Raw genomic sequence first — 12,269 nt, 5'->3', positions numbered from 1 at the left:
TAGCAGAGCTTGGCGTTGGGGTCGGCGGCGCGCGCGGTGCGGAAGGCGACCTCGATCCAGTCGTTGCCGGTGCGCTGCAGGTTGGAGTCGCGCCGCCCGCCTCCGCTGTCGGCGTAGGCTTCGTTGACCACGTCCCAGGCGTAGATCTTGCCCTTGTAGTGGGCCATCACGCCGTTGATGTGGTTGATCATCGCCTGGCGCAGCGCGCCGCCGGACAGGGACTGCATCCAGCCCGGCTGCTGGCCGTGCCAGGCCAGCGTGTGCCCGCGCACCCGCTTGCCGTTCTGCACGGCCCAGTTGTAGACGCGGTCGCCGTTGGTGAAGTTGAACTGCCCCTGGTTGGGCTCGGTGGCGTCGATCTTCATCTCGTTCTCGGCCGTCACCATGGTGAACTCGCGGCCGGCGATCGTAGTGTACTGCGAGTCGCCGAGCCGGCCCGCGCTGATGGCGGTGCCGAAGTATCGCCCGCTCTGCGCGGCGGCCGCGCCGAGCGTACTCGCCGCGGCATCCGCGCGGAGCGGTGCCACCAGCGCCATGATCATGGCGAGGACACCGAGAGCACCGACGATCAGGGGCCAGCGTAAGCCGTTCAAGGGCCGCCTGGTTCCAGGCGAGGGTATGGCGTTTGCGCCCATGTCTGAGACTCCATGTCTGACGTACGGAAACGGGAACACGCGGGGACACACCCCACGGGATCGACGCCGCGCCCACCACCGGAACGCACACCACCAAGGCGTCGCTTGGTGACTCAGTGTGGAAATACTTCCGAAATATTGTCAAGACGGATCAAAAAGTTTCGGACACATTTAGCTGCCGACTTCGGCGCTATAGGGCCTCAACCATTCATGATGCGCACCGAAACTTTCGCCCGTTCCCGCCACAAGGGACCGCAGGCCGTGAAAGTTTCATATCTTTTGTCCTGATCATTGTGCGTCCGACTTCGACGGATCCAGGTGAGTTTGGAGCCGTCGCGGCGGGCGAGGTGATGAAACGTTCATCCGGTGGCAGCGTGGCATGACCAGGACGGACCAGCGCCTCGGCCCCCTGAGTGCCGACCAGCCAATCGAACCGATTCGTTCATGGTCTTGACATGTTTCGTCGTCGTTTCCACACTGAGTCCGCACGGCGGCCTTCTCCTACCGGAGTCGGTGGTGAACGGCGGGAGTCCTCGGCTGTGAGGCGTCCGGAGATGGACCGGTCGTGGATCGCGGCCGCCTCCCCTGATGCCGCCGTCCGTTAGCCGGCAAGGGCCCGCCCGCTCAACCCGCACCGCCCCTCCGTGACCAAGGAATCACCTATGGACGCCACATTCCGCAGGCGGCACAGAGGCCGCCGCCGGATCGCCGCCTTCCTTGCCGCAGGCGCCCTCGTCGCCGCCTCCGTCGTGACGGCCGCCCCGTCGGCCCTGGCCGCGGACCAGGCCATCACCGTCGACTTCTCCGCCGGTGGCGGCTCTCCCACCTACCGCGCCTCCGGGTGGATCTACGGCATGACCGAGAACGCGTCGGCGCCGCCGGACCGCTTCTACACCGATGTGAAGTTCCGGTACATGCGCGCCGGCGGGGCGCAGCTCGACGGCCCGGGCGGGTGGGTGTCGGGCAGGTACGACCGCCGATGGAACTCCACCCGCGCTCAGCTGCTGCGCACAAGATCGCTGGGCGGGGAGTTCATCCTGCTCGTCCACGACCTGTGGGGTGCCGACGGCTACCCGATCTCGCGATTTCCCGGCGACAACGGCGACTGGACCGACTACGACAACTTCCTCACCCGTCTGATCAACGACGTGCGGGCGACGGGCGCCCCCGTACAGTGGGACCTCTGGAACGAGCCCAACATCACCTTGTTCTGGAACCGCCCTCAGTCCCAGTACTTCGAGCTGTGGCGGCGCGCCTACCAGCGCATCCGGGCCGCGTTCCCGACGCATCTCATCGTCGGGCCGAGCTGCGCGTGCGTACCCTCGACCACGAACCCGTTCTGGGTCCAGTACCTGGACTACGTCAAGGCCAACAACGTGGTCCCGGACATCATCAGCTGGCACGCCCTGCCCGGCGACCCGGTCGCCAACGTGGCGGCGGCCGACACCACACTGAACTCTCGCGGCATCCCGCATCCGCGCCCGTACCAGATCAACGAATACGGGGCGTCCAACGAGCAGAACCCCGGTGACGGATCCTGGTACATCGCGCGCCTGGAAAGGGCCGGCGCCGACGGCCTGCGCGCCAACTGGGCAGGGGGTGGAAACCTGCACAACGACCTCGGCAACCTGCTCGTCCGCAACTCGGCAGGCGAGTACCAGCCGAAGGGCGAATGGTGGGTCTACCGCTTCTACGGCTCTCAGACCGGCCAGATCGTGTCCGTCACCCCCAGTTCCTCGTACGACGCGTTCGCCACCAAGGCGGCCGGGACGGCCAAGATTCTGGTCGGCGGCGGCAGCACGACCGGCAACATCGCCGTCAACCTGCGGCGCCTGGACATCACCAGCGGCATCGTGCGGAACAACCAGGTACGAGTAGTCGCCGAGCGCATCCCCTACAACGGCGGCGGCGCCGTCCAGGGGCCGGTCACCGTCCAGAGCTCCGTGGTGACGCTGTCCGGCGACGGCACGACGGTCAACCTGCCGCACACCGCCATCGACGACACCTACACCATCACACTCCTGCCCCCCACGGACTCGGGACCCGGCGGGTCGACGTCGGTGTTGCGGAACGTCAACGCCGGCCGGTGCCTGGACGTCCCGAACGCGAGCACCGTCAACGGCACCCAGCTCCAGCTCTGGGACTGCGGCGGCAACAACCAGCAGTGGACTCTCACCTCGTCCAGGCAATTGCAGGTGTACGGCGACAAGTGCCTGGACGCCAAGGGGCAGGGCACCGGCAACGGCACCCAGGTGATCATCTGGGACTGCAACGGGCAGGCGAACCAGCAGTGGAACGTCAACAGCGACGGCACCGTCACCGGCGTGCAGTCCGGCCTCTGCATGGAGGCGAGCAACTTCGGGACCGCGAACGGAACGAAGGTGCAACTGTGGTCCTGCACCGGCACGACCAGCCAGAAATGGACAAAGAGCTGACCCGATGGCCGGCGAGGATCACCTGGTTCGCCCAGCGGCTCCAAGCTGGAAGGCCAGTGCCACGCGCGCTGGAACTACACGGAAGGCGACTGACATCATCGGGCTCTGGCTCACTCTCGATGACCTTTGCCCATAGAGGTACCCACCACGGCGACCGGGCACGGAGCGTGCTGGAGGAGCGAGGCGGTCATTCCGAGATGGTCGGCCCTCTTGCGACCGGCCACGATGAGCGTCGGCGTCTCCTACAGCAGCGGCGGGACGACGAGAGGGTCAGCCCTGTCGTAGGTCAGCTCCGAGACGACGTCGATCACACCCTCCACCCGGCGGATCTCCGCCACCAACTGGATGGCCTCGGAGCCGCGGGCCACCCGGCCGCTGAGCCGCACCACACCACCGCAGACGCTGACTGACACCGACGTCAGGTCACCGATCACGGCCCTGATCTCCCTCTCCAGCTCGCCCGTGGAACGGCAGAAGACCCGCAGCACGTCTGATCGGTGCAGAGTGCCGGTGATGCGCCCGCTGACCGCGTCGATCACCGGCAGCTGCTTGATCCGCTTCTCGTGCATCAGCCGCGCCGCGTCGCGAACCGGCTTTCCCGGAGTCACGGTGATCGCGGGCGTGGTCATGAGCGCCGACGCGGTGACCGCGGCCGCCTTCTCCCGCTCCGCACGCCGCCTGTGCCTGTCGAAGATCGAGCTGCTGCGTCGTATCGTCTCCTTGAGCAACAGGTCGTCTTCGGAGACGACCCCCACAGGCCGGCCGTCAGCATCGATCACACTGACCGCCCCGAGGGTGTAGCGGCGCATCGTACGCACGATCTCGGCGAACGACGCGTCCTCCCGAACCGCGATGGCGACGTTCCGCATGACGTCCCTGACCTTGATGGACATGGTCGCCTCCTCATCTCTCTCCCGCAAACGATGCGCTTTGGGCGGCCATGGGCGGCATGGGCGAACGTCCCTCGTCGCAGAGCCTTTGGTCCCTGCTAGGCGCGGACCACGGGTTGAGGGTCGACCTCCCCCTCTATGCGCGTACCACCGCCACCGGGCAGCGGGCGTGGTGCAGGACGCCGCGGCTGACCGAGCCGAGCAGCAGCGCGCCCACCGCGCCGTGACCGTGCGAACCCACCACCAGCAGATCGGCTCGGGCGGACGCGTCGGCCAGGGCCTCCACCGGCTGCGCCGGCTGGACGTCCTCGACGACCGTCACCTGCGGATAGTCCTTCTTGAAGGTTCCTACCCGGTCGCGGACGACCTGGTGCTGCGCGGTGCGAACCTCGTCCATGTCGTACGGCACCCCGGCCGCGAACGCGTGCACCGGCTGCCAGGCGTGCACCACCCTCAGCACGGCTCCCCGCAGCTTGGCCTGCCGGAAGGCGTAGGCCAGCGCGGGCTCGCACGCGGGCGAGTCGTCCACGCCGACCACGATCTCCCCGTGGACCGGCTGGTGATCGCCGCGTACGACCACGACCGGGCAGTCCACCCGGCCCGCCACGTGCGAGCTGACCGAGCCCAGCAGCGCTCCGGCGAACCCGCCGAGCCCGCGACTGCCGAGCACGATCTCGGTCGCCTCCTTCGCCTGCTCGCGCAGCACCTCAGCGGGCGCGCCCTCGATGTCCTGCGTCGTGACCTCCACGTCGGGCTGCCGCTCGTGAGCCAGGGCCAGCGCTTCGCGCAGGATCCGCTGTCCCTCCCTCAGCAGCGTGTCAGGCAGCGCGGCGTCGGGGAACTTGCTGATCTGGTACGGCGAGCGATCCACCGCGTGCACGATCCGCAGCGGCTCTCTCATCCGGAAGGCGTCGTTGACCGCCCACTCCACCGCGGCCCGCGCGGTCACCGAGCCGTCCACCCCTACGATGATCATGATCCGTCCTCCTTCGTCACCTCTCCATCGGACTCGCTCACAGAGCGTCGTTGCAGGGCCGGAAGTCCATCAGGCAAGAGCCGAAGGACCCTGTTTGCGCCGGTGACGGGTGCGTAGCGTCATGGGCATGGCAGCCATCGATCTGACACGGCTCCGTGGCGTCGTCTTCGACACCGACGGTGTGGTCACCGACACCGCCCGCGTGCACGCGGCGGCGTGGAAGCACGTGTTCGACGTCTTCCTGCGCGACCGTTCCACCCCGTTCGACATCCGGGCCGACTACCTGCGCTACGTCGACGGGCGGTCGCGTCTGGACGGGGTCCGCACGTTCCTGGCCTCCCGCGGCGTCTGCCTGCCCGAAGGCGGGCAGCAGGACGAGCCGGGCGCGCCGACCGTGCACGGGCTCGGGCTGGCCAAGGACGCGCTGTTCGTCCGGGAGATCACCGAGCATGGGGTGGCCGCCTTCCCCTCGACCGTCGCCTTGCTGCACGAGTTGCGGCGGCGCGGGTGCCGTACCGCCGTGGTGTCGGCGAGCAGGAACTGCCGCGCGGTGATCTCGGCCGCGGGGCTGACGCACCTGTTCGACGTGCTGGTCGACGGCACCGAGGCCGCCCGGCTGGGCTTGCCCGGCAAGCCTGACCCGGCGTTGTTCCTGGAGGGCGCCCGGCGTTTGGAGCTTCCGCCGGGCGAGGTGGCGATCGTGGAGGACGCGCTGCCCGGTGTCGAGGCGGGGCGCAGAGGCGCCTTCGCCCTGGTCGTCGGGGTGGATCGGACAGGCTCGCAGGCGGCCGCGATGCGCCGCGCCGGAGCGGACGTCGTGGTGACGGACCTGGCCGAGCTGGCCATCACGGGCCGCGTCCCTGTCCTACGGCGATGAATCCCTGGACCCTCGCCTACGAGGGCTTCGACCCGGCCTCGGAGGGGTTACGCGAGGCGCTGTGCACGCTCGGCAACGGCCGGTTCGCCACCCGCGGCGCCTACCCCCGACGGCGCGCTGTCGCTGCCGATCCGATACCGCGACCATCGACTGAACGTCGACGTTGATCACCGCAGAACCCGTATTGACGGCGTCATCCTGCCACGCGGCACCAGCCGCACCTTCACCGCTGATGACAAGGAGACGTTCATGACAGGCACCGGCGACTTCGGACGTCGCATGATTCACCATCGCGAGCGACTGGGCCTCACCCACGAGCAGGTCGCCGACCGCGCGGAGATGTCCACCGGGTACGTCCAGTACCTCGAAGGGCACCTGAGCCCCCCGAACATCGAAGCGCTGGCGCGCCTGGCCGCCGCGCTGGAGACCACCGTTCAAGACCTGCTGGGTGGCGGTCAAGATCGTCCGCCGGGTGGCGGCTCCGCCTCGGCCGACCCGGGCCTGGAAGTGCTTGAGCCCGCGGAATGCCTGCGCCTGATCGCGCCCGGCGGTGTCGGCCGAGTGGCGTTCAACGGCTCGCACGGGCCGACGATTCTGCCCGTCAACTACAAGCTCCACGACGACGCCATCGTGTTCCGCACCGCGCCGGGCGGCCCGATGGACCAGGACCTGCGCACCGGTCTGGAAGGCGTGGAGATCAAAATCGGTTTCGAGGTCGACAGGTTGGACGAGGCCCAGCGTGAGGGATGGAGCGTCCTCATTCAGGGCCCTGCCCACCACGTGCCGCCGGATGAGCTGGCCAAGGTCACCGATTCCGACGTCACCCCGTGGGCCGGTGGCGACCGGCAGCTCTACATCCGTATCGTCCCGCACCAGATCACCGGCCGCCGCATCCACGGCCGGTGAGCCGAAAGCACCTTGACCATGGCGGACACCCGCCCTCAGGTGACCGGCCGGCGCGCCCCTGGTCCGAAAGCGGCCGGTGGCGTCGGTGATGGCGTTGATGGCGACTGGCACGCAGCGGCGTGACCACCGACAGGGCGGGGCTTGGGCGGTAAGCGAGGCTCAGCGCTTGCAGTTCGTTCTCGATGGTGCGGGCGAGCGGCTCGACCTCGGGCGCGCCGTCGTAGTCGCCGGTGACACCGAAAGCGACCTGATCACCGTACGTGCGGATCGACACGCCGGTACGCAGCCGCAAGGCGATCGGGACGTACGGGAGGATCTCCAACTCCCCGCAGGCACGTACCGGCACCGGGACCAGCGAACGCACCGCGCGCGCGTGCGGCTCCTCACCGCGCTGGAGCAGCAGGTGGCGGAAACCGCCGCTGATCGCGGACAGTGACGTCGTTGAGGGTGGCGTCCGCCCGGTGGGCGATCTTCTTGACGTCGGTCAGCGACGCGCGGGCCACGGCGTAACGCCGGTACCCACTGATCGGGCCGGTCAGGGTGGAGGCGTTCGCGGGCCACAGCGCGCCGGTCAGAGCGATCAGACCACGCGCTGTGTCAGCGACACGCCGGATGATGGCGCATGGCGCGGCCGTCGCCCTGCCGATCATGCGCGCCTGTTCGACCGGATTGAGGAGCAGGTCGCGCAGCGCGCCAGCGGCCAGGATCAGAGTGGACGGCTCGGGGTCCGGAGTCCACACCTCCTGCGGTGGCTCCACCCCGCCTGCGGGGGACTTGTCGAAGATCACCTGATTGGGGTGCGTGCCGGACACCCCGTCGGCCATGCGAGGGTGCACCTTCGACAACAGCGCCCACCGGCCGCCGGACAAGCCTTCGATCACCCAGTACTCCCACAAGGGCCGGGCTCGATCGAGTCGCTGCGACATGATGTCGCCGATCCGCTCGTGGAGCACCGGGTCGTCCCCCGGTGGGGCAAGGGCCACCCGCCGGACGTGATAGGTCAGATCGAACGCGGGGTCGTCCACCCAGACCGGCGAGCCGAGGTCGAACGGCACCTGGCGAGCCTTCTGGTGAAAGCGCGGCATCAGCCGAAGCCTGGCTCCCATGGCCGTGAGGAACTTCTCCGTGGCGGGCGCGGGTCCTTCGAAGATGACAATCGACGCGGTCGCCATGGACACCTCGGGTTCCTCGTCTTCGAGATCCAGAGATACCGCATCCAGCGGGCTCATGTGATCGGCCATGACCGTCTCCACCTCCGCACGTGTCGATGTGCCCAGCGTCGTCCCGTGCCGGCGCGGCGGTCAGGGCACAAGGCCCCGGGCGGCCCGCCGTTGTACCCGATCCGTGAGCGGGTACGTGCCGACACAGTGCGATGCCCGCCCTCGGGCTGGAGGGTGGGCATCGACGGGTCCGCTACTTGAGGTAGGGGTTGCGCTGGACGATGAGAAGCTTGCCGAGTCCGAGGGTGGTGCCGGCGCCTGCGAGGGCGAGGCCGACCAGGACGATGGCGTAGATGATGTGCTCGTCCATGAAGGGGTTGTTGGCCAGGGGTAGTTCGGCGGCCCACATGAGGACCAGCATGAGGCTGCCGGTGATGGCGGCGATCCGGAGGCCGACGCCGAGGATGAGTGCGGCGCCGATGCCGAGCAGGCCGAGCATGAACAGCCAGTCCACCCAGGGCTGTCCGGCCAGGGAGCCGAAGAAGCCGCCGAGCGCGTTCTCGCCGGTGCCCTTGAGGAAGCCGGTGGTGGGGCTGCCGCCGGAGATCCAGGCGCGGTTGGCCGGGGTGGCGAAGCCCCAGCCGAAGGTCTTGTCCAGAAACGCCCACAGGAAGATCCAGCCGATCGAGATCCGGGCGATCGCCCAGACATAATCGACCGGGCGAGTGGCGCTGTCCCTCATGTCGACGTTCATGGGGGTTGAACGGGTGGTGGCCATGACGGCCCCCTTTCAATGCGGATTCACTGCTCTTCTCACACCTCGATCACACCATCTCCGGTGATCGGCGGGCAGTGCCGTACGACCCGCCATGGCGGGACCTTCGGCACTTCGTACGGCGACGCCTACCAACCGCCGCCGCGCACGGCTACGCCATCTGATGGCGCAGGAAGGAGGCAGCCTCCGGCGGAAGGCGGTGGGTGACACGGCCGCCGAGCTCATGACATCGCCCGCGGTGACGGTCTCGCCCCGCGCGGCGAAACCATGCTCGCGACACGCATGGCCCACCGCGTCAACGGCGTCGTCGACAAGCTGCTCTGGAAGCACGACTCCAAACGTGCCGGCGGCTCCGTCATCAACGAAGGACCGTGACGCTGGCGTCGGGCGGTGCCGCAGGGACGAAATCCCGGGTGCCCGTGCTGTGGGGCCCGCAGCGTCGGTGAGCTGCTTGCCGGATCTGGACGGTCAGGCGGGCTGCTGGATGCGCCGGCCGGTGGCCTCCACCGTGGTGATGACGATGAAGTGGTCGGGGCTGCGTGTCCACGGCGTCAGCCGCAGGCTTTCCAGCCGGGCGATCTGTGCGGGATCGTCGGCGGCACGAGCCAGCCCCACGACGGTGACCGACCAGCCCGTGCGCTCCGCTGAGTCGAAGTCGTCGACCTCGAAGGCCACAACCGCATCGCGTGTGGCGGCGGCCAGCTTGGAACCGGCCGCCGTGCGGATGACGATGTCCTCCCCGTCCAGGCAGAAGTTGACCGGTTGCACGGCCGGCAGGGCGCTGTCGGTGAAGACGATCCGCCCGATCGGGCGGGAGGGCAGCAGGCGCATGCACTCCTCGTGGGAGAGCACCTGCAGGCCGGCCGAGTCGAGTTTCATACCGTCAGCCTGTCAGCGCCCCTACCTGACGGGTTAGGGACGAAAGTCCCGTGACGGCTGCCGATCGCCCTCGGCGGTGGCGACCGTAGACCGTCCTGCCTGCTGAATGCAGGGAAACCGCTGCCCTGACTAGGGCCTTTGGCCCCTTTCTTGTGGTGGGCTGAGCCGGTTAACGTCGGAGCATGATTCGGGTGTTCCTCGTTGACGATCATGAGGTGGTACGGCGGGGCGTGGCCGCCCTGCTGGACTCCGAGGACGACATAGAGGTTATCGGCGAGGCCGGGACCGCGGAGTCGGCGATCGCCCGTATTCCGGCGCTCAAGCCGGACGTGGCGGTGCTGGATGTGCGGCTGCCCGACGGTAGCGGCGTGGATGTGTGCCGTGAGGCCCGCTCCAGGCTGCCGGAGTTGGCGTGCCTGATGCTGACCTCCTACGCCGACGACGACGCGCTGTTCGAGGCGGTGATGGCGGGCGCCGCCGGCTACGTGCTCAAGCAGATCCACGGCTCCGACCTGGTGGGCGCCGTGCGCACGGTCGCAGCGGGGCAGTCGCTGCTCGACCCGCGGACCACCGCGGCGATGCTGCAGCGGCTGCGCGAGCAGGCCGCCAGGAAGGACCCGCTGGCGGCGCTGTCGGAGCAGGAGCGCAACATCCTCGACCTGATCGGCGATGGGCTGACCAACCGGCAGATCGGCGAGCGGATGTTCCTGGCCGAGAAGACGGTCAAGAACTACGTGTCCAACCTGCTGTCCAAACTCGACATGCAGCGCCGTACCCAGGCAGCGGCGCTCTCGGCACGGTTGCGGGCAGATCGGCGGGAATGAGCGGGACCTTCACCGATCAGGGCAGGCCCAGCGTCAGAGGGGGACGCTCCAGCGAAGAGCGGTCCCCCCTGCCTCCGGAAAGGTGACGGCGAAGGAGCCGCCAAGCGTGGTGGCACGCTCGTGCAGGTTGCGCAGGCCGCTGCGCCTGCCACCGGCGGGCAGCCCGACGCCGTTGTCCTGAACGGCCAGCGTGAGAACGTCATCCGCCACTTCGACAGAAATATCTGCTTTGGAGGCCTTGGCGTGGCGGACCACATTGGACAGCGCCTCGCGCAGGACGGCCAGCAGGTGCTCGGCGATGGGTTCGGGCACGCGGCTGTCGAGCTGGCCCTCCATCAGCAGGCCGGGCATGAAGCCGAGATGGCCACGAGCCGATTCCACCAGCTCCACGATCTGCGCGCGCAGGCTGGGCCCGGCCGTATCGCGCGACCCCTGCAGGGCGAAGATGGTCGAGCGGATCTGCCTGATGGTCGCGTCCAGCTCGTCGATCGCGTACTGCATCCGGTTCGATGCCTCGGGTTTGTCCACCAGCCGGACGGCGCTCATCAGCGTCATCGCGATCGCGAACAGCCGCTGGATGACCACATCGTGCAGATCCTTGGCGATACGGTCGCGATCTTCGAGCAGGCCGAGGCGTTCGGCGTCCCGCCGGGCTTCGGCCAACTCCAGCGCGATGACGGCCTGCCCGGCGAACGCCCCCAGCATGCGCAGGTCCGCGGCGCTGAACGGCAGCCGGCCCGACCGTTTCGCCACCGCCACCACGCCACGTACCTTCTCCCCTACGCCCAAGGGCATCAGCAGTTCGGGGCCGAAGCCCAAATGACGCAACGGTGAGTTCGTCTCATTCAGGTCCTGCGCGGACACCGCCTCGCCACGGGTGTACACCTGACCGGCCGCGGTGGCCGCCAGATCGAAGGTCAGGCCCGCCACCTGATCGGCATGCTCGCCATCGACATACTCCACCACCAGCGACCGGCCGCCCGCCTCCGGCATCAGGATCTTCACGAGGTCGGCATCGCTCATCTGGCGGGCGCGGGCCGCCATCAGGGTGAGCACCTCGCGCGGGTCGGCCCCGGACAGCAGGCTGGTGGTGACCTCGGAAGAGGCCTGCAGCCAGGTCTCGCGCCGCCGGGTCTCCTCGAACAGCCGGGCGTTCTCCACCGCGACACCGGCGGCGGTGGCCAGCGCGATGACGATCGCTTCATCCTCCTCATCGAACTCGCCGCCGCCGCGCTTCTCGGTCAGATACAGGTTGCCGAACACCTCATCGCGCACTCGTACGGGCACGCCGAGAAAGGTGCCCATCGGAGGGTGCCCGGCAGGGAAGCCGTAGGACTCGGGATGATCGGAGATACGGCCGAGGCGCAGCGGCCGGGCATCCTTGATCAGCAGGCCGAGCAGGCCGAGCCCGTGCGGCCAGTGCTCGATGCGGGCGATCTCCTCCTCGCTCAACCCGACCGGGATGAACTGCAGGAGCGTGTTCTCCTGCCCGATCACGCCCAGCGCACCATAACTGGCGTCCACCAACTTGGTCGCGGTCTCCACGATCCGGCGCAGCACCGTCTCCAGATCCAGGTCGCTGCCCACCGACACGACGGCTTCCAGCAGCGCGTGCACCCGGTCACGGGTGGCCAGCACGGCATTCAGCCGCACCTGCAGCTCGGCCAGCAACTCATCCAGCCGCATATTCGGCATCAACGGGCGATGCTCGCCTTCCGTCATAAAGATCAGTGTTACACCGAGACGCGCCCACGACCATCTTCCGCGAGTCGATAAGCGCTCGTCACTCCAGCACGTCGGACAGCGGGCGCCTGACGGATTCCTTGTCGTCGAAGGTGATCCCGAGCCGCATGATCATCTGTGGGTACTCCTGCGAGCACAGCTCCTGCCTGAGGAACTCGCGCAGGTGGTA

General features: G+C 68.4%; 12 protein-coding genes and 1 pseudogene. 5 read left to right on the top strand and 8 right to left on the bottom strand.

Going from position 1 to position 12,269, the window contains the following annotated elements; translation table 11 throughout:
* Positions 1-593, bottom strand: a 593-nt coding sequence (locus AB0B61_RS57060) for an endo-1,4-beta-xylanase (RefSeq protein ID WP_358450662.1), incomplete at its 3' end; no start/stop codon positions are given.
* A 704-nt stretch (positions 594-1,297) separates the two neighbouring features.
* On the opposite strand from AB0B61_RS57060, the gene AB0B61_RS57055 reads away from it, so the two are divergent.
* The gene (locus tag AB0B61_RS57055) at positions 1,298-3,070 is read left to right on the top strand and encodes a ricin-type beta-trefoil lectin domain protein (RefSeq protein ID WP_358450659.1); all 1,773 of its coding nucleotides are present in this window, start codon (positions 1,298-1,300) and stop codon (positions 3,068-3,070) included.
* A gap of 242 nt (positions 3,071-3,312) precedes the next feature.
* Here AB0B61_RS57055 and AB0B61_RS57050 read toward each other — a convergent pair whose 3' ends face one another.
* Complete coding sequence (locus AB0B61_RS57050) at positions 3,313-3,963, bottom strand: CBS domain-containing protein (RefSeq protein WP_358450656.1); 651 nt, start codon at positions 3,961-3,963, stop codon at positions 3,313-3,315.
* 133 nt (positions 3,964-4,096) lie between these two features.
* Complete coding sequence (locus tag AB0B61_RS57045) at positions 4,097-4,936, bottom strand: universal stress protein (RefSeq protein WP_358450653.1); 840 nt, start codon at positions 4,934-4,936, stop codon at positions 4,097-4,099.
* Between the two features lie 127 nt (positions 4,937-5,063).
* Between AB0B61_RS57045 and AB0B61_RS57040 the strand changes: the two genes are divergently transcribed.
* The 3 genes and pseudogenes from AB0B61_RS57040 to AB0B61_RS57030 all read left to right on the top strand — a co-directional run bounded on the left by AB0B61_RS57040 (position 5,064) and on the right by AB0B61_RS57030 (position 6,719).
* The gene (locus AB0B61_RS57040; protein WP_358450650.1) at positions 5,064-5,813 is read left to right on the top strand and encodes an HAD-IA family hydrolase; all 750 of its coding nucleotides are present in this window, start codon (positions 5,064-5,066) and stop codon (positions 5,811-5,813) included.
* Positions 5,810-5,920: pseudogene (locus tag AB0B61_RS57035) on the top strand (hypothetical protein); the annotation flags it as partial. The gene AB0B61_RS57040 and the pseudogene AB0B61_RS57035, both read left to right, overlap by 4 nt.
* Before the next feature lie 142 nt (positions 5,921-6,062).
* Positions 6,063-6,719: a pyridoxamine 5'-phosphate oxidase family protein gene (locus AB0B61_RS57030; protein WP_358450647.1), complete on the top strand. Its 657-nt coding sequence runs from the start codon at positions 6,063-6,065 to the stop codon at positions 6,717-6,719.
* On the opposite strand, the gene AB0B61_RS57025 is transcribed toward AB0B61_RS57030, so the two are convergent.
* The 4 genes from AB0B61_RS57025 to AB0B61_RS57010 form a co-directional block, all read right to left on the bottom strand.
* On the bottom strand, positions 6,691-7,083 hold the full coding sequence (locus AB0B61_RS57025) for a hypothetical protein (protein WP_358450644.1): 393 nt from the start codon (positions 7,081-7,083) through the stop codon (positions 6,691-6,693). The two genes, AB0B61_RS57030 and AB0B61_RS57025, sit on opposite strands and share 29 nt — an antisense overlap.
* 19 nt (positions 7,084-7,102) lie before the next feature.
* Complete coding sequence (locus AB0B61_RS57020; RefSeq protein ID WP_358450641.1) at positions 7,103-7,960, bottom strand: wax ester/triacylglycerol synthase domain-containing protein; 858 nt, start codon at positions 7,958-7,960, stop codon at positions 7,103-7,105.
* A 172-nt stretch (positions 7,961-8,132) separates the two neighbouring features.
* Entirely contained in the window at positions 8,133-8,657 is a 525-nt protein-coding gene (locus AB0B61_RS57015; protein ID WP_358450638.1) for a hypothetical protein, read from the bottom strand.
* A 465-nt stretch (positions 8,658-9,122) separates the two neighbouring features.
* Positions 9,123-9,533 (bottom strand): pyridoxamine 5'-phosphate oxidase family protein, encoded by a 411-nt coding sequence (locus tag AB0B61_RS57010; RefSeq protein WP_358450635.1) that lies wholly within the window; start codon positions 9,531-9,533, stop codon positions 9,123-9,125.
* Positions 9,534-9,715: 182 nt separating this feature from the next.
* On the opposite strand from AB0B61_RS57010, the gene AB0B61_RS57005 reads away from it, so the two are divergent.
* Positions 9,716-10,357, top strand: coding sequence for a response regulator transcription factor (locus tag AB0B61_RS57005; RefSeq protein ID WP_358450632.1), 642 nt, complete (start codon positions 9,716-9,718; stop codon positions 10,355-10,357).
* A gap of 33 nt (positions 10,358-10,390) precedes the next feature.
* On the opposite strand, the gene AB0B61_RS57000 is transcribed toward AB0B61_RS57005, so the two are convergent.
* The gene (locus tag AB0B61_RS57000; RefSeq protein ID WP_358450629.1) at positions 10,391-12,079 is read right to left on the bottom strand and encodes a GAF domain-containing protein; all 1,689 of its coding nucleotides are present in this window, start codon (positions 12,077-12,079) and stop codon (positions 10,391-10,393) included.
* Between the last annotated feature and the right edge of the window lie 190 nt (positions 12,080-12,269).

The sequence above is a fragment of the Nonomuraea sp. NPDC049158 genome, assembly GCF_040648335.1.
GTDB lineage: Bacteria > Actinomycetota > Actinomycetes > Streptosporangiales > Streptosporangiaceae > Nonomuraea.
This window is presented reverse-complemented; position numbering and strand designations above follow the sequence as displayed.

Bases quoted from the DNA above. Each gene is read 5' to 3' on its own strand.
- AB0B61_RS57055 (WP_358450659.1), top strand. From the start codon at position 1,298: ATGGACGCCACATTCCGCAGGCGGCACAGAGGCCGCCGCCGGATCGCC.
- AB0B61_RS57050 (WP_358450656.1), bottom strand. From the start codon at position 3,963: ATGTCCATCAAGGTCAGGGACGTCATGCGGAACGTCGCCATCGCGGTT.
- AB0B61_RS57045 (WP_358450653.1), bottom strand. From the start codon at position 4,936: ATGATCATCGTAGGGGTGGACGGCTCGGTGACCGCGCGGGCCGCGGTG.
- AB0B61_RS57040 (WP_358450650.1), top strand. From the start codon at position 5,064: ATGGCAGCCATCGATCTGACACGGCTCCGTGGCGTCGTCTTCGACACC.
- AB0B61_RS57030 (WP_358450647.1), top strand. From the start codon at position 6,063: ATGACAGGCACCGGCGACTTCGGACGTCGCATGATTCACCATCGCGAG.
- AB0B61_RS57020 (WP_358450641.1), bottom strand. From the start codon at position 7,960: ATGGCCGATCACATGAGCCCGCTGGATGCGGTATCTCTGGATCTCGAA.
- AB0B61_RS57015 (WP_358450638.1), bottom strand. From the start codon at position 8,657: ATGGCCACCACCCGTTCAACCCCCATGAACGTCGACATGAGGGACAGC.
- AB0B61_RS57010 (WP_358450635.1), bottom strand. From the start codon at position 9,533: ATGAAACTCGACTCGGCCGGCCTGCAGGTGCTCTCCCACGAGGAGTGC.
- AB0B61_RS57005 (WP_358450632.1), top strand. From the start codon at position 9,716: ATGATTCGGGTGTTCCTCGTTGACGATCATGAGGTGGTACGGCGGGGC.
- AB0B61_RS57000 (WP_358450629.1), bottom strand. From the start codon at position 12,079: ATGACGGAAGGCGAGCATCGCCCGTTGATGCCGAATATGCGGCTGGAT.